Here is a 17406-nt window from a genome sequence, read left to right on the forward strand (position 1 = left end):
CAGTCAGACTGGCTCTTGTACTGTTGATACTCTTAGTGGCGGAAGTGGCGCATGCCGGTGAAGACCATCGCCATGCCGTGCTCGTTGGCGGCATCGATCACTTCCTGATCGCGCATTGAGCCACCCGGCTGAATGATCGCTTTGATACCTGCAGCGGCGGCGGCATCTATACCATCACGGAAGGGGAAGAAAGCATCTGATGCCATGACTGAGCCTTTCACTTCCAGTCCTTCGTCGGCGGCTTTGATGCCGGCGATACGGGCGCTGTATACACGGCTCATCTGACCGGCGCCAATACCGATGGTCTGACCATCTCTGGCATAGACAATGGCGTTGGACTTAACAAACTTGGCCACTTCCCAGCAGAACAACAGATCGCGGATCTCCTGCTCAGAAGGTTGCAGTTCGGTCACTACTTTGAGTTCGCTGACATCTACCATACCGAGATCCTGGTCCTGAACCAGCAAACCGCCGTTGACACGTTTGTAGTCGAAACGCTTTGAACGTTCAGCAGACCATTCGCCGCATGCCAGCAGGCGTACATTGGGCTTGGCAGCAACAATATCAGAGGCTTCCTGAGTGACTGTTGGTGCGATAATGACTTCGACAAACTGTCGTTCAACAATCGCCTGTGCGGTGTCGGCATCCAGCTCACGGTTGAAGGCGATGATACCGCCAAAGGCAGATGTCGGGTCGGTCTGGAACGCTTTGTTGTAGGCTTCCAGAATGTTCTGGCCGATTGCCACGCCACATGGGTTAGCGTGCTTAACGATAACACAGGCGGGCTCATGGAATGGCTTGACGCACTCCAGAGCGGCATCCGTATCAGCGACATTATTGAATGACAGGGCTTTGCCCTGCAGCTGACGGGCAGTGGAAACACTGGCTTCAGAAGGGTTGGCCTCAATGTAGAAGGCGGCCTTCTGGTGTGGGTTCTCGCCGTAACGCATCTCCTGCGCCTTAACAAACTGAGTGTTAAAGGTGCGGGGGAAGTCTGCAGGTTCATCCTCACTGCCATCGGTGATGGCGCCAAGGTAGTTAGCGATCATACCGTCATACGCGGCGGTGTGTTCGAACGCCTGAACCGCCAGATCAAAGCGGGTAGCATGGGTCAGCCCAAGACTCTCATCCAGTTCAGCGATGATCCGGTCATAGTTGTCAGCAGCCACAACGATGGCGACATCTTTATGGTTTTTCGCCGCTGAGCGAACCATGGTCGGGCCACCGATGTCGATGTTCTCAATGGCCATAGGCAGGTCGCAGTCCGGACGGGCGATGGTCTGTTCGAACGGATAGAGGTTAACCACTACCATATCGATCGGGGTGATACCGTGCTCGTTCATGATGGCATCATCAATACCACGACGGCCGAGAATACCCCCATGTACTTTCGGGTGCAGGGTCTTAACACGACCATCCATCATTTCCGGAAAACCGGTGTAGTCAGATACTTCAATAGCCGGAATATCGTTTTCTTTCAGCAGCTTGTATGTGCCACCGGTGGAAAGGATTTCAACACCGCGCTGGCTCAGTGCCTGGGCGAATTCAACGATACCGGTTTTATCAGACACGCTGATCAGGGCGCGACGGACCGGAGTGATTTTCTGCTCTGCCATGGTTTAGTCTTCTGAATTTAAGTTAAAAAAATAATCGGTTATAGCAAGCCGTATTGTTTCAGCTTTTTGCGCAGGGTGCCCCGGTTGAGACCCAGAAGCTCAGAGGCTTTGGTCTGATTGTCCCGGGTGTAAGCCATAACAGCTTCAAACAGTGGTGCTTCAATCTCTGCCAAAACCATCTGGTAGACGTCGGTTACCGGCTGTCCGTCAAGCTGACGAAAGTAGTTATTCATAGAGAGTTGTACACTGTCACGCAGAGTGCGTTCCTGCACATCGATGTTTTCTAATTGTGTTACTTGTGTATTCACTGTTTTGTTATCCACTTGCATTAACCTAAAAATGAACCGATATTCAGGCAGCAGCCTCTGCCCTGTCCGGCGCGGTGAAAAATGTCCGGATTGCACTAAGCTGAAGTTCGGTTTCTTCTATTTGATTAAACTCATTTCTGAACATGTCTGAGTTTTTGAATCGTTCTGAACCCTGTCTGTTTTTCAGGTACCAGCCGACATGTTTGCGGGCAATTCGTATCCCGGCATAGTTCCCATAAAAAAGATACAGCGCTTGCAGATGTTCCAAAAGGGTGTCCCGAACCTCTTCAGCGGTCGGGCAGGGTAGCACTTTGCCGGTCGTAAGGTAATGACTTATCTCACGAAAAATCCATGGATTTCCCTGAGCAGGCCGTCCCAGCATAACAGCATCAGCACCGGTATAATCGAGCACCTGACGGGCTTTCCCGGCAGAGTTGATATCGCCGTTGGCGAACAGGGGGATATTGATCGCCTGGCGAATCCGGGCGATGGTATCGTACTCGGCATCACCTTTGTAGCCGCAGGCCCGGGTACGGCCATGGACAGCAAGGGCTTGAATTCCCGCATCTTCTGCAATGCGCGCAATGGTTTCACCATTGCGGTTTTGGCTATCCCAGCCGGTCCGGATCTTCAGGGTCACTGGAAGCTCAACGGCTGCCACCGTCGCCTGAAGAATATCCCTGACCAGTTGCTCATCTTTCAGCAGTGCAGACCCAGCCGCCTTATTACAGACCTTTTTTGCCGGACAACCCATATTAATATCAATAATATGGGCGCCATTCATGGCATTGACCCGTGCAGCCTCGGCCATCATCTCAGGATCACCGCCGGCGATCTGGACAACATTGAGACTGTCATTCTGGTCTTTCTTTAATCGATAGCTGGATTTTCGGGTGTGCCACAGTCGGGTATCTGCGGTGACCATCTCAGACACCACCATCCCTGCTCCCAGTCGTTTGCACAACCGGCGAAATGGCAGGTCGGTTACACCGGCCATCGGTGCCAGAATAACCTGGCTGTCAATGGTGTGCTGTCCGATTTGAAACATGGCCAACCCCGAATTTAGAGTAATAGCTGTCCGTGGCTATCAAAATGACAGCCGCTGTACTGCTGCTTGGAAGGCGGACAATAATACTCTTTCAGACGATGAGGGCCAAGGACTTTTTGATGCTTTTTTGATCATATTGTTGTTGCAAAATCTGTTACAAAATGATCAGAATCTTTGCACTTCATCGGCTGCAAAGTTCCTGCAGGGGCAGAGTGATGGAGCCCTGAGGCCTGTTATTTCTGCTTTTCTGGTGGCGTGGGAGCCTTTAGAGAGGCTTCATAGCTGAGCGCCCGACGGCCGGGGTCGAGAATGTCGAAATGTATCTCGACAGTCTGTTGAGCGGGCATCTCATCCAGGTTATCCGGCTGCAGGTAATCGCTTGGCTGAAACAGTCGTTCACTGATCAGCTTGCCCAGTCTGTCGGAGAACGCTAACAGAATGGCCGGGTAGGGCTGGGCGAACCCGGCATGGTTTTCCAGCAGCAGATTCACGCTTAACACACCCTGATAGTCGGGATGTTCCACGATGATCAGTTTTCTGGTGCTGATCTGATCAAGCATGATGGGGGCGTTCAGCTGGCAGGGGATATATTCGCATGCCAGGGCGTAGACTGGGTGTAAACGGGGATCGCTGTTCAGCTGCTGGCGATTAAACCAGAGATACTGGCCTGCCAGTAGCATGATAGCTAGTAGTGACAGTATGGCCCAGCCCAGTGGGCGCGAGCTGGGTTCTTCTATTGTGGTTCTGATCATCACCGGTTCGGCGCGAAAGCTGGTAACCGCTGGCTGTTGTGGTTCCTTAGCCGGGGATGATGTCTCTTGCTCCGTGGCGGGAGGTTCGGGGGCCGGGTTATTGTCGCTTTGAGGGCTATCAGTCCTGGGGGTGTCTTCGCTGTCCGGGGAAAGAGTATAGCCGGGCTTGGCTTCCAGCACAGTTGCAGGTTCTGTTTCAGGAGCTATGTCAGGCTCTGTTTCAGGAGCTATGTCAGGAGCTATCTCCGGTGTGGCTTCGGGGGCCGCCGCTGGGCTTTCATTATTCCCCGAGCCAGTCTCTGAAGACTGCAACCTGTCAGTGTCAATCAGATCGAACTGCTGCGGGTTTTGAGCTTGTCCGACAGGGTGTAGCAGTTCGCTCACTGGTTGGTCCAGATCGGCTGGCTCTGCAGCCGGTAAAGGGGGTTGTTCCTGAGGCGCTTCAGCTGGCGGTGCTGTGTCAGTCTCGCTGATTTCCTCAGTTGTTTGGGGTTCTGCTAACAGAGGGTCAGCCTGATAGAGAAGATCCTCTTCAGTGAGGGGTAGCCCTGTATCAGCTTCACTCTGAAGCCGTTCGCTCTGTTGACGGGTGGCTAAACCGGGCAGTTGTTCCGGTAGTTGTTGAACCTGGGGGGCGTCCGCAGGCGGTTCAATAACACTTTCCGGCAGGTGGTCCGCAGGGGCGTAACGTTTATCGATACCTTCGTGGGGGGAGGCTGGTGGGCTGAATGGGGGGATCTCGATCGAATCAAACAGCGGGTCTTTATGGCTCTGATCTGAGATAGCTGGTGCCTCTGGTGGCCGAATCATCGACTCCAGCGGATCATCAAGGTCATCACAGCGATAGACTTCAGCATTGAACACTTCAAGACATGCACCGCAACGCACCTTACCGCTGGCAATATTCAGCTGCCCCTGGGTTACCTGAAAGCGTGTGTGACAGGCAGGGCATTCGGTGATGATGTTGCGGCCCATATCAATAACCGGTTATCGTTTTATGCCGGTGATGCGAATCCAGCCCTCTTGTTCTGTCACCGTATCCAGCTCAAACTGGGGGCTATAAGCTTGCCGTAGTTCCGCTTCCTGATCTGCCAGTAAACCGGACAGAACCAACTGTCCGCCGGTTTTGCATAGCGCTGACAGTGTCGGGGCCAGCTGTACCAGGGGGCCGGCAAGGATATTGGCAACCACCAGGTCGGCCTGTTCCTGCGGTGCTCTCTCCGGGAGATAAACCTGCAGCCGCTCTTTGGGCAACTGATTGCGTTGCAGATTATCAAGGCTGGCATCCAGCGCCTGCGGATCGATATCCACCGCAGTCACATGAGTGGCGCCTAACAACAGAGCTGCTATCCCCAGAATGCCTGAGCCGCAGCCATAATCGATGACCTGTTTGCCGTCGAGATCAAGGGAGTCTAAAAACTCCAGGCACAGGGCCGTGGTTGGGTGGGTGCCGGTACCAAAGGCCAGACCGGGGTCCAGCATCAGGTTGACCGCATCCGGATCGGGCACCGCTTTCCAGCTGGGGCAGACCCACAAGCGGCTGCCGAATTTCATTGGATGGTAGTTATCCATCCACTCACGTTCCCAGTCCTTATCTTCCAGAATCTCAGTTTTCATCTTAGGGAAAGGGGTATTGGGGAAGAGCTGTGCATGGGATTCATGCAGAAATGCCTGGGTGGCATCCAGATCATGGTCGGCAGAAAACAGCCCGGTCAGAATGGTGTTACTCCACAGTGGTGTGGTTCCCAGATCGGGTTCAAAGATTGGCGTATCTTCCCGGTCCTGCAGAGTTACTGCGGCGCAGCCCGCAGCGAGTAGCAGATCTTCATACTGCTCAGCATTATCAGGCAGGACATCCAGTTTGATCTGTAACCAGGGCATGACGTTTTCCTTATAACCTTTGGTGTATATAGTCTTTATAGCAAGAGGAGCAAGCGAAAAAAAGCCTCCCAAGGGAGGCTTTTTTCTGAGGCAGCAGGCTGATCAGTCCAGACCCAGCTTCTTTTCCAGATAGTGGATGTTAACGCCACCTTTGGCAAAGTTGGAATCGCGGACGATAGTCTGATGCAGTGGGATGTTGCAGCGGATCCCCTCGATCACCATCTCATCCAGAGCGATCTCCATTCTGCGCAGCGCGGTGGCCCGATCCTCGCCATAGGTGATCAGCTTAGCGATCAGCGAGTCATAGTGTGGAGGAACCGAGTAACCGTTGTACAGGTGAGAATCAACCCGTACACCGATGCCGCCTGGTGCATGGAAGTGGTTAACAGTACCGGGGCATGGCATAAAGGTTTTCGGATCTTCAGCGTTGATCCGGCACTCAATGGAGTGGCCCAGCAGTTTTACATCTTCCTGTTTAAAGGACAGAGGCATACCCGAAGCGATACGCAGCTGCTCTTTGACAATATCTATACCGGTAACCATCTCCGACACCGGGTGTTCAACCTGAACCCGGGTGTTCATCTCGATAAAGTAGAAATGACCATCTTCGTAGAGGAACTCGAAGGTTCCGGCACCGCGATAGTTAATCGCAATACAGGCATCCACGCAGCTTTTCAGCACCTTAGCCCGTGCATCAGGGTCGATGTGTGGCGCAGGCGCCTCCTCAACAACCTTCTGGTGGCGACGCTGCATTGAACAGTCACGGTCGTACAGATGGATCGCATTGCCCTGGCCATCAGACAAAACCTGAACCTCAACATGGCGTGGGTTTTCAAGAAACTTCTCCATGTAGACGGTTTCATCACCAAACGCCGCTTTGGCTTCTGATTTGGTGACATACACTGCGTTCAGCAGGCTGGCTTCGCTGTGGACAACACGCATACCGCGACCACCGCCGCCGGCCGCTGCTTTAATAATGACCGGATAACCGATTCTGCGGGCGATCTCTAAAATGGTGTCGCCATCTTCCGGCAGTTCACCATCAGACCCGGGCACGGTTGGCACGCCCGCTTTCTGCATCGCTTCGATAGCAGCTACTTTATCACCCATGATGCGGATGGTTTCCGCTTTCGGGCCGATAAAGGCAAAGCCGCTCTTCTCCACCCGTTCTGCAAAATCAGCATTCTCAGCGAGGAATCCATAGCCAGGGTGGATACCCATAGCGTCGGTGACTTCTGCAGCGGCGATGATAGCAGGGATGTTCAGATAGCTTTGCGCAGAGGGAGGTGGTCCGATACATACGGCTTCGTCAGCAAGGCGAACATGCATCAGATCGCGGTCCGCAGTGGAGTGAATCGCAACCGTTTTGATGCCCAGTTCCTTACACGCCCGGAGAATTCGCAGTGCGATTTCGCCCCGGTTGGCAATAACAACTTTTTCTAGCATGTTGTAAACCTGTCTGGTTGATAGCTTAAACGATGATTACCAGTGGCTGATCAAACTCAACTGGCTGGCCGTCTTCTACCAATATCGCTTCGACCACACCGGATTTGTCTGCTTCGATCTGATTCATCATCTTCATCGCCTCTACGATGCAGATTGGGTCGCCCTCTTTAACGCTCTGGCCTACTTCTACAAAAGAGGCTGAGCTTGGCGATGGAGCGCGGTAGAAGGTACCGACCATCGGAGACAAAACCGCGTGACCGTTGTGTGCTGGTGCCGCTTCAGCTGGTGCAGCGGCAGGCGCGGGCGCAGCGACTGGAGCTGCAACCGGTGCTGGAGCAGCTGCAACAGGTGCAGGTGCAGCAACAACGGTTGAGCCGCGGCTGATGCGAACGGATTCTTCACCTTCATGAATCTCAATCTCGTTGATGTTTGATTCTTCCAGCAGCTCAATCAGTTTTTTTACTTTGCGAATATCCATACGAATGAAATTCTCTATAAATTCAGATGTTAAGGTTTTTCAATCCGGCTAATAGCGGACTGTAATGCAAATTCATAACCCTGGACGCCCAGGCCGCAGATAACACCCACCGCCACATCCGACAGATAGGAGTGGTGACGAAACGTTTCACGGGCGTGCACATTGGAGATGTGGATCTCTATAAAAGGGATCGCTACGCCCAGAAGCGCATCACGCAGAGCAACGCTGGTGTGAGTAAAGGCGGCTGGATTGATCAGTATAAAATCCACCTGTTCGACACGGGCCTGATGAATTCGTTCAACGAGCACATGTTCGGCATTGCTTTGCAGGCACTCAAGCTGGTGACCCGCCTGCAGAGCCAGGGTAGTTAGGCGCTGGTTAATGTCCTGCAGAGTATCGGCACCGTAGACGTCCGGCTCGCGCGTGCCGAGCAGATTCAGGTTTGGACCGTTAAGAAGCAGTAACTTAGCCATGAAAATTTTGCCTATATGACGCAGGATCGCGTCCGATGGGTATAAAAGTAGGGTAGTTTGCCGGAAAAGCGAAACAGTGTAAACAGCTTTGCTACTTATTGTGTTTTATCATCAGTTTTCCCGACGTTCTGTATGCTTTCTGATCATAGTTGGCTTTCACTCTCTGTTGTTCAGAGGTGTTGCTGGGGCGATTAGGACGATCTTTTCAGTGTCTTCTGGCTTTATTCTGCGTCCTGCATAAATTGAGTCTTATCAGTGATACTATAATGATCAACTATTTACACAGCGGTCAGCATTGACCCGCCGTTACAAATCGGACATATTGCGGTGCAATAAGCGCTTTTTCGTTAAAGGATATACCATGGAAATGTTACAGCGGTTGTGGTTCACATTCTGGGACAAACTGACAGCAGCAACAGGACGGGTGAAGCTTCTGCGGCCTGTTTTAATTTTGCTGGGGCTCTATCTGTTGGTCAGTCTGGGACTGGGAATCTGGTGGAGTCAGGAACCCGATCCTTTTGAAGTTAAGCCGGTGATGGTGCAGACCGCTCAGGGGGCGGAACAGGAGATTGTCGGTTCAGCAACGGTGTCAACGCTGATCAGAATTACTGAAACCCTGCTGCAAAAGCCCGGAGGTTATCTCTCCAATGATCGCACCCCTCCCGGGGTCTGGCTGGACAATATTCCTAATTGGGAGTTCGGTGTGCTGGTGCAGGCGCGGGATATGTCCCGGGCGATGCGCAAAGACTTCAGCCGTTCGCAATCGCAGTCGACCGAAGACGTCGATCTGAAAGAGGCAGAGCCGCTGCTGCACTTTGACAATAACAGCTGGTTGCTGCCCTCTAGTGAAGGCGAGTACAAGAAGGCGCTGAAATACCTGCGCGCCTATGAAGCCCGTTTGTCCGATCCGACCCAGCAGAACGCTCAGTTTTATGCCCGGGCCGATAATCTGCGAGGCTGGTTGGCGGATGTGTCGACCCGGCTGGGCAGTCTGTCTCAGCGACTCAGTGCCAGTGTTGGCCAGAAGCGGGTGAATACTGATCTGGCTGGTGAATCGACTGCGCGACAGTCCACCGATAACGCCGCCGAGCTGGAAGTAAAAACCGGCTGGCTGGAGATCGATGATGTATTTTATGAAGCCCGCGGAACCGCCTGGGCGCTGATCCATCTGCTGCAGGCGGTTGAAGTTGACTTCGCCGATGCTCTGGAGAAGAAAAATGCCCTGATCAGTCTGCGGCAGATTATCCGCGAGCTGGAAGCGACTCAGGGAACCGTCTGGAGTCCCATGATTATGAACGGCAATGAGTTTGGTTTGCTGGCAAATCACTCGCTGGTGATGGCTTCCTATATATCCCGGGCAAACGCTGCCATTATCGATCTGCGTACTCTGTTAGAACAGGGTTGATGCTATTCCGATATTTTTATCTTAACAGCTTGCTGTAAGTGCATACCTCAAAGGAAATTGTATGATCCGAGTTGTCTTTAATCAGAAAGGTGGTGTAGGTAAGTCCAGTATCAGTACCAACCTGGCGGCGATCAGCGCCAGCAGGGGTAATCGGACGCTGGTGGTTGATCTCGATCCGCAATGTAATACCAGCCACTATCTGCTGGGCGACCTTGTTAACGATACCGTGGGTGATATTAAAGATTTTTTTGAACAGACTCTGAGCTTTCAGGTGCGTCCCAAAGAGATTACCGATTTCATCCACCCCACCGTGTATGAAAACCTCGACCTGTTGCCTTCCAGCCCTGAGCTGGGTGATCTGCACGCCAAGCTGGAAGCGAAGCACAAGATCTACAAGTTGCGCGATGCGTTGCTCAATCTGGATCAATATGATGCGATCTATATTGATACCCCTCCGGCATTTAACTTTTACACCCTCTCAGCACTCTGTACCGCGGATAGCTGCCTGATTCCATTCGACTGTGATGAGTTTTCACGCCAGGCGCTCTACAGCCTGATGTATAACGTGCAGGAAACCCAGCAGGACCATAATGACAAACTGGCTATCGAAGGGATCGTGGTGAATCAGTACCAGCCCCGTGCCAACGCTTCGAAAACCATCGTCGAGACCCTGAAAGCGGATGATTTGCCGGTTTTGGACGCTAAGATTTCATCGTCTGTGAAGATGAAAGAGTCGCATAATGAGTGTATGCCGCTGATCTACTTTGCGCCAAAGCATAAGCTGACACTGGAATATCTGGCGCTGTATGACGAATTGCATGGCTAACCGGGTCAGGCATCTGAGTATTCGAATCTCACTGGCAGTTTACCGACAGTGTGATTCGGCTATTACATCTGAAACGCACTTTTGAAGTGCGTTTTTTTTGGTTTGTAGCGGGAGATGCAAGACCGTATCAGCGGATCGATTTTTCTGACTCTGGTCTAAGACTTTCTGCCTAGCTCGGGGTATCATGTTTTAAATTTTAGGGCTTAGTCCGCTGGCAGCTATCAGCAACAAGGTATTAGTGAGCTGCCAACGGTTGAGGCTTCAGTTCACCGGTGCTTTAAGAGAGATTCCCTGATGCAGATTCATGAGATCAACCACCCTTTAGTAAAACACAAAATCAGCCTGATGCGGGCTGCTGATATCAGCACCCGGGCATTCCGGCAACTGGCGGCAGAGGTTGGCGCGCTGCTGACCTATGAAGCAACTAAGGATCTGAAAACTGAAGTCTATCAGTTTGAGGGCTGGTGCGGTGAGATGACCGGTGAGCAGATCAAGGGCAAAAAGGTGACGGTGGTGCCGATTTTGCGTGCCGGCATCGGCATGCTGGACGGCGTGCTTGATCTGATTCCCAGCGCCAAGATCAGTGTGGTGGGGCTGTATCGTGATGAAGAGACACTGGAGCCAGTGACCTATTTTGAACGGCTGACCAGTGATATGGAAGAGCGTCTGGCGCTGGTGATCGATCCGATGCTGGCCACCGGGGGGTCAATGAATGCTACCATCGATATGTTAAAAAAATCCGGCTGTAATGATATTAAGGCGCTGGTGCTGGTGGCTGCCCCTGAAGGGATCAAAGCGGTCAATGAGGCGCATCCCGATGTTGAGTTGTATGCTGCAGCGGTCGATAGCCATCTCAATGAGAATGGCTATATCATTCCGGGGCTGGGTGATGCCGGCGATAAGATCTTTGGCACTAAATAAGGGGTAGATGATGTCAGATATGAATGAGGTTCTGGACGGCACCGAACCGGTATGGCGAACCGTTCTGGCGGGTTCTCAGATGCTGTTTGTTGCCTTTGGTGCGCTGGTACTGATGCCGCTGCTCACCGGCATGGACCCAAGCGTCGCCCTGTTTACTGCAGGTGTTGGCACCCTGTTGTTCCAGTTTGTCACCCGACGGCAGGTGCCGGTGTTTCTGGCGTCCTCCTTTGCTTTTATCGCGCCGATTATTTACAGCACCCAAACCTGGGGCATGCCGGCGACCCTGGGAGCGCTGTTCTGTGCCGGACTGGTGTATATGCTGCTGGCACTGGGGGTGAAACTGCGCGGTGTGGGTTTCCTCCACCGGTTGCTGCCTCCGGTGGTGGTCGGTCCGGTGATTATGGTGATCGGTCTCGGTCTGGCACCCGTTGCCGTAAATATGGCGATGGGTAAAGCCGGGGATGGCAGTGTTGAGCTGTTCCCTTACCTCGATTCGATGGTTGTATCGATGTCGGCGCTGCTGACAACATTGATGGTCGCAACGTTCGGCAAAGGGATCTTTCGTCTGTTGCCGATTATGGCTGGGGTCGTGGTGGGTTATATCATCGCCAACTTTTACGGCATGGTGAACTATCAGATTATCGCCGATACTGCGTTTATTGCTGTTCCCTCTTTTGTTTTCCCCGAGCTCAACTGGCAGGCAATTTTGTTCATGGTGCCGGTGGCCATCGCCCCTGCGGTCGAACATGTGGGTGATGTGTTGGCGATTGGTCATGTCACTGGCAAAGACTACATTAAAAAGCCCGGCCTGCACCGCACCCTGTTCGGTGATGGTCTGGCGACCTCTGCTGCTGCGCTATTTGGCGGCCCACCGAATACAACCTATTCTGAGGTTACCGGTGCGGTGATGCTGACCCGCTCCTTTAATCCGATGATCATGGTATGGGCGGCGGTGTTTGCGATTCTGCTGGCGTTTGTGGCCAAGTTTGGCATTCTGTTGCAAACCATTCCTGCACCGGTGATGGGAGGGATTCTTATTCTGCTGTTCGGTTCAATTGCTGCAGTGGGTCTGAATACCCTGATCAAAGCGAAAGTAGATCTGGCGGAACAGCGCAACTTAGTGATCGTTGCTACCACCCTGGTATTTGGTATCGGTGGCATGATGATTGGCAGTGGTGAATTCAAAATGCAGGGTGTCAGTCTGTGTGGCGTGGTTGCGATAGTACTGAACCTGTTACTGCCGGGGGTTAAACCCGCTTATGATCTGCATGAAGAGCAGGCAGTGGTGGATGATCTGGTCGATCACGCCAAATAACCGATCTGGACTTTAACGATATTGACTAAAACCGGCTCAGGCCGGTTTTATTGTGTCTGGAGCAGGCGAAAGTGATGTAAGGGTATACCCGTATTTTTTGTTGAATTTATCGGTCAATAATGGAACACTGTCGTCTGATTTGAAGAGGATTAGCTGAAATGACGATTAATAGCTTTGGAGTGGTGGGTGCAGGTCAGATGGGCGGTGGTATCGCTCAGGTGGCGGCAGTCTCCGGTTTTGATGTGATACTTTATGATCTCAATGATGCAGCGCTGACGCGGGGTGTTGGGGCTATCAGTGCCAGTCTGGCGCGGATGGTAAAGAAAGAAAAACTGACGCAGAGCGACGCAGATCAGGCGCTGGCGCGCATCCGGCAAACCACCGATATGGCCGCGATGGCTGCGGCGGATATCGTAGTCGAAGCGGCCAGTGAAGATGAAGAGATTAAGAAAAACATCTTCCGCAAACTCGATGAAGTCTGCAAACCCGATGCAATTCTGGCCACCAATACCTCATCGATCTCCATCACCCGGTTAGCGGCGGTCACCTCCCGTCCCGGTAAAGTGATCGGCATGCACTTTATGAACCCGGTACCGATGATGCAGCTGGTGGAGATTATCCGCGCCCTGCAAACCGATGATGCCGTGTTTGATGCGGTTAAACAGCTGTCGCTGGATATGGCTAAAGTTCCGGTGGATGTGAATGATGCGCCGGGGTTTGTCTCCAACCGCATTCTGATGCCGATGATCAACGAAGCGGTGTTCTGTCGCTATGAAAACCTGGCGTCAGCGGAAGAGATCGATACCGTGATGAAGCTCGGTATGAGCCACCCGATGGGGCCGCTGGCGCTGGCAGATCTGATCGGTCTGGATACCTGTCTGAGCATTATGGAAGTGCTCTACGATAACTTCAAAGATTCTAAATACCGCCCCTGTCCGCTGCTGGTACAGATGGTCGATGCCGGCTATCTGGGCCGCAAGAGTGGACGCGGTTTTTATCAGTATGACAGCTGAACGCTAAAGGTTGCTGGCTTGATAAAAGCGTCCGCTCAGGGCGCTTTTTCATTTAACCTCATATCCTTCATAACAGATCCTTTCACAGGCATCGTTATCTGAATGTTACCGACCTCTTTTCCTGAGTTATCCCCATTTTGTTTTCTCCCTGTGTCTCTTGGTATTGATCGGGCCCGTTTCTTGCTGTTGCTAAGGTTACTGAATTAACAGGTAACGACTGAAACGCTGTTTTGTTATGGCTGAAATGAACAGTCTGACGGCCAGCGAGTGTCTGCTGCGGCTGGGCTATTGGCTAATAACAGCTTGAGTTTCAGATAGTTATAGGTGGGGGGGAACTATCGGCGAAATAAAACAATTGTGAATTCTTAACCAACAGCGTTTGTCTGAGGAGAAACCGTTTACTGGATTATCTGTCCGGTAGGGTTGGCTGTGGCCAAAAAATCAGAGCTATAGCGGCAACTCTGTTCCTCATTCAATGATGCCCGTGATTGACAGCTTGGCTGAATGCCTGAGCGGGTTTTTTGCGCCCTGAAGAAATGGATAACTGCCTGTTTAAAATAGGCGGCCCGGGGTTTTATTGCCTGAAAAAGGAGTAAGAGCATGATTATAAACAGTAGTTATATAAACATGAGTGTTGAACATGAGAAATCAGAGTTCCGGGGGATTACCCGCAGTCTGGATGACAGAGGGCAGGGCAGCCAGTTTGTTGCACAACTGGAAGCGCTGATAGCCCGGTCGCAGATGGTAGGAGACGGAGCAGCAACGGACACGGACTCAGCGAACCGGTTGTCGTTCGGATCAGCATCACCGATAAACCCCTTTCGTGGTTTTTTTCAGACAGTGGAGGGTGATGATTATCAGAACCAGGAGAATATTACTCAGGCACGGCTCTGGCAAAGTCTGCTAAAGGCGATTCAGCCTGACTTTCCGTCACAGCCTCTGCCTCAGCTTTTGCCGCAGCCTTTATCACAGATGGATTCCGCAGCGTTCAGGTTTGCAGAGCTATCCGGGGATAGCCCCTCTGTCGAGCTAAAGCCCCGGATGTTAAGGTTGCAGCTCAATGTCAGCGAAACGGTTGAAGAGTATGAGTGCACCCGCTTCAACAGCTGCGGCACCGTAAACACCGCTGATGGCCAGTCAATTGACTTTAATCTCAGTCTGGAGATGGAGCGTAGTTATAGTGCTACCCGGGAATATAAAGAGACTCAGGAGTTAGTATTCACAGACCCGCTAATCCTCAATTTTGAAGGTAACTATGCGGATCTCAGCAATGACAAATTTGAGTTCGATCTGGATGCCGATGGCGATAAAGAGCTGATCAGTTATCTCACCGGAAACAGCGGCATGCTGGCGCTGGATCGCAACAGTGATGGCATCATCAATGATGGATTAGAGCTGTTTGGCGCCCGCACCGGTGATGGCTTTGCCGAACTGGCCGACTACGATGAGGATGGTAATGGCTATATCGACGAAGCCGACTCAATCTTTGATCAGCTACTGATCTGGAATAAAACAGCGGATACGGACTCTCTGGAAACGCTGAAAGAGCGGGATATCGGTGCAATCTATCTGGGGGCCAGCGCGACCCCTTTTGATATCAAAGGGGAGGACAATCAGCACAACGGCACCGTCAGAAACAGTGGTGTCTATTTCAGTGAAAACGGCGAGGTCGGCACATTGCAGCAGATCGATATGGTTGTTTGAACAAAAGGTTATTCAGGGCGAACGGCCCTGAATAACCCAGACCGCGGCTTCGCCGCTCGCTAGCCGCTAGAACGTCGCTTCGCGACTTGTTAGAAAAAGCGAAAAGCGATAGCCAACAAAAGCCTTTCAGCTATCAAAGGGGTTTTCAGAAAACAGGATTCAGTTCATCCCTCTGAACTGTTGCCCTAATGACTCTTTTCAGTCGGGCAATTCTATGTGATGATCAACGAATTCAGGACTGAATAACCGCTGCATTAGGGATTGTAAATGCAAATAATTCTTAACAATGACCATTTTGTCGTATTTATCCAAATCCACTGTCGTATATTTAACTGTTATGACTATTGAGCCAAAATTAGTCGCAAGATGGGGCCTGATTTTAACTGGGCTAAGTTGTCCCGTTTGGTTGCCTTTAATGGAGGGCTATCTGTTTAGCATCTATAAGGACTTCATTACGAAACCTAGTGTCAGTACTGTCGAATCAACCAATTTACTTGTTGTCGTCACGGCCTTCATTTTGGGTAATATTTCTGCACAGAAATGTTGTGGGGACTCGTTGATCGCTACAGTTATAACGTTCTTCGCGTATTCCGCAGTGGCCGTTATTGTTCTATTTTTTACTGGCTGGTTAGCATTGCTAATGGTTGGGTATGGCCACTAGCTATGGGGTCAGTCATAACACATATGAGCCGTCTCGGAGTCAATAGAAAATAACGCTCTTATCTGGCCGCGAAGCGGTCAGTTTTTTAATGAATCAGTCAGCCAGTTTTCTTCGTCTGTCATTGTCGTTGCCAAAACGAGTTTGCAACAAACACATATTGAGACTCTCTTACCCCGTGCTCAACGGGTGCCTACCAATACATCATCCCTGCCGGTAATAATGGTGATATATCTTTCAATGAATAGATGCGCTCACAAATTGGGATTCTTAAGTAATCTGGCCTGTTCTGAGATTATCCCTGCCAGCTGTAGATTATGCGGTAAGTCGGTGGTTCGGAAACATCCTACGCCTGGGTTGTTGGGGGCAGGGATTTTTGTCGCAATGGGGATACCCTATCTGGCGCTGGTGGTGCTTTTATTCCAGTATCTTCCATGGCTCGTTCTGGTGACTGTTCTTCTGTTTCTGGGTGCGTATATCAGGGATACGGTAAAAATACAGCTGTCTCAACATACAGAAGAAGATAGAGCTAACTATAAAGATGCGTCTAGAAAACAGCTCCTTGGTCTGTTTGTTTTAATGGTGATAATGTTCATTTTGGTTATCTATTTAAGGTAATGGAGGGGATTTAAGCCTTCTACTCTGGCTTTTATCTCGGTGCCCTCAGTGTTCTCTGTGGTGCATACGCTCTTAAAGCTAATGGAATCGCTAGGATCAGACTAGTTGATTTAGCAAAACAATAAGGAAGCAGATATATTTCTTCAGACCGTCCGGATCTGTGTGGGGTTGCTTCGGTAACGGGGCGCTCAACCACGACGGCGATAGTCAAAGCAGGCAATAATTTTCCGTAATCAGGCAACTTATTGCCGCAATATATTTAAACCAAATAATCGATTTTAGGTGTTAAAGGACGCCCGTATTTCATCTCATGAACCTCCCCCATTGTAGGCGCATTTTCCGAAGAATATTTTCTTATACTAAGGGATCCTCCATATTTATTTTTAAAGATATTCAGAATCTCAGTTTCAGATAGGTTCTGCCCAAACACATCGTCATTACTGAACACTGTCTTCCAGCCATTATCACCAAAAGCAGCCAGAATCTCACCATTGCTCTCTATAACAGTCGTTTGAGGTATTGAATTTTGATAGTCTATCTGAGCTTGCCTTTCTTCTGGCGTAGGAAGAGTTGGAAGCTTAATACTTAGTTGTTCCTGAATTTCTGTAGGGAGGTCATTTTTTGATAGTCGATTCTTGGGATTTAAGGGGATTGCAATTGCATCGTTGATGTTAATAGAGGCCATTTATCTTCATCCATAAAAGTTTATGCCTTCAATCTAAAGCAATTTATACACCATATTTACAGTGTGGTTGAACAATCGCCTGACAAGCAACTTATGTGGGACTACTAATCAATAGGACCAGAGCAACTGATTTAGCAGAACAATAAGTAAGAAGTAAGCAAATATATTTCCCTTCCCCAATAAACCTTCTACTCTTTCTTTTACCTCGGTGCCCTCTGTGTTCTCTGTGGTGCATAAGCTCTTTCACTCAACAGCCTCA

The 17406-nt window shown here is 51.0% G+C and carries 15 protein-coding genes; 6 read left to right on the plus strand and 9 right to left on the minus strand.

Going from position 1 to position 17406, the window contains the following annotated elements; translation table 11 throughout:
- Positions 1-32 precede the first annotated feature (32 nt).
- The 8 genes from purH to aroQ all read right to left on the minus strand — a co-directional run bounded on the left by purH (position 33) and on the right by aroQ (position 8002).
- A complete protein-coding gene (gene purH, locus OCU43_RS04240) occupies positions 33-1616 on the minus strand; it encodes a bifunctional phosphoribosylaminoimidazolecarboxamide formyltransferase/IMP cyclohydrolase (protein WP_091359965.1) in 1584 nt (527 codons plus the stop codon).
- Between the two features lie 38 nt (positions 1617-1654).
- Positions 1655-1945, minus strand: a complete 291-nt coding sequence (gene fis / locus OCU43_RS04245) for a DNA-binding transcriptional regulator Fis (protein ID WP_091359963.1) — start codon at positions 1943-1945, stop codon at positions 1655-1657.
- Between the two features lie 22 nt (positions 1946-1967).
- A complete protein-coding gene (dusB, locus tag OCU43_RS04250; protein ID WP_217647451.1) occupies positions 1968-2972 on the minus strand; it encodes a tRNA dihydrouridine synthase DusB in 1005 nt (334 codons plus the stop codon).
- Positions 2973-3205: 233 nt separating this feature from the next.
- On the minus strand, positions 3206-4699 hold the full coding sequence (locus tag OCU43_RS04255; protein ID WP_091359959.1) for a DUF3426 domain-containing protein: 1494 nt from the start codon (positions 4697-4699) through the stop codon (positions 3206-3208).
- Positions 4700-4711: 12 nt separating this feature from the next.
- Entirely contained in the window at positions 4712-5605 is an 894-nt protein-coding gene (gene prmA, locus OCU43_RS04260; protein WP_091359957.1) for a 50S ribosomal protein L11 methyltransferase, read from the minus strand.
- Between the two features lie 102 nt (positions 5606-5707).
- Positions 5708-7051: an acetyl-CoA carboxylase biotin carboxylase subunit gene (accC, locus tag OCU43_RS04265; protein ID WP_091359956.1), complete on the minus strand. Its 1344-nt coding sequence runs from the start codon at positions 7049-7051 to the stop codon at positions 5708-5710.
- A 25-nt stretch (positions 7052-7076) separates the two neighbouring features.
- Entirely contained in the window at positions 7077-7529 is a 453-nt protein-coding gene (gene accB / locus OCU43_RS04270) for an acetyl-CoA carboxylase biotin carboxyl carrier protein (protein ID WP_091359954.1), read from the minus strand.
- 29 nt (positions 7530-7558) lie between these two features.
- Positions 7559-8002 (minus strand): type II 3-dehydroquinate dehydratase, encoded by a 444-nt coding sequence (gene aroQ, locus OCU43_RS04275; protein WP_091359951.1) that lies wholly within the window; start codon positions 8000-8002, stop codon positions 7559-7561.
- 361 nt (positions 8003-8363) lie between these two features.
- Here aroQ and OCU43_RS04280 point away from each other — a divergent pair, with 361 nt between their 5' ends.
- The 6 genes from OCU43_RS04280 (at position 8364) to OCU43_RS04305 (ending at position 15186) form a co-directional block, all read left to right on the plus strand.
- Positions 8364-9407, plus strand: a complete 1044-nt coding sequence (locus OCU43_RS04280; RefSeq protein ID WP_091359950.1) for a DUF2333 family protein — start codon at positions 8364-8366, stop codon at positions 9405-9407.
- A gap of 61 nt (positions 9408-9468) precedes the next feature.
- Positions 9469-10233 (plus strand): ParA family protein, encoded by a 765-nt coding sequence (locus OCU43_RS04285; protein ID WP_091359947.1) that lies wholly within the window; start codon positions 9469-9471, stop codon positions 10231-10233.
- A gap of 294 nt (positions 10234-10527) precedes the next feature.
- Entirely contained in the window at positions 10528-11154 is a 627-nt protein-coding gene (gene upp, locus OCU43_RS04290) for a uracil phosphoribosyltransferase (RefSeq protein ID WP_091359944.1), read from the plus strand.
- A 10-nt stretch (positions 11155-11164) separates the two neighbouring features.
- Positions 11165-12469 (plus strand): uracil-xanthine permease family protein, encoded by a 1305-nt coding sequence (locus OCU43_RS04295; RefSeq protein ID WP_376787861.1) that lies wholly within the window; start codon positions 11165-11167, stop codon positions 12467-12469.
- Between the two features lie 158 nt (positions 12470-12627).
- Positions 12628-13482 carry a 3-hydroxybutyryl-CoA dehydrogenase gene (locus OCU43_RS04300; RefSeq protein WP_091359940.1) on the plus strand — a complete coding sequence of 285 codons (855 nt, stop codon included), beginning with the start codon at positions 12628-12630 and terminating at the stop codon, positions 13480-13482.
- Between the two features lie 600 nt (positions 13483-14082).
- A complete protein-coding gene (locus tag OCU43_RS04305; protein ID WP_091359935.1) occupies positions 14083-15186 on the plus strand; it encodes an SPM autocatalytic domain-containing protein in 1104 nt (367 codons plus the stop codon).
- A 1535-nt stretch (positions 15187-16721) separates the two neighbouring features.
- Here the strand turns inward: OCU43_RS04305 and OCU43_RS04310 are convergent.
- Positions 16722-17147 carry a hypothetical protein gene (locus OCU43_RS04310; protein WP_091359929.1) on the minus strand — a complete coding sequence of 142 codons (426 nt, stop codon included), beginning with the start codon at positions 17145-17147 and terminating at the stop codon, positions 16722-16724.
- Between the last annotated feature and the right edge of the window lie 259 nt (positions 17148-17406).

This window comes from Amphritea atlantica (genome assembly GCF_024347255.1).
GTDB classification, from domain to species: domain Bacteria; phylum Pseudomonadota; class Gammaproteobacteria; order Pseudomonadales; family Balneatricaceae; genus Amphritea; species Amphritea atlantica.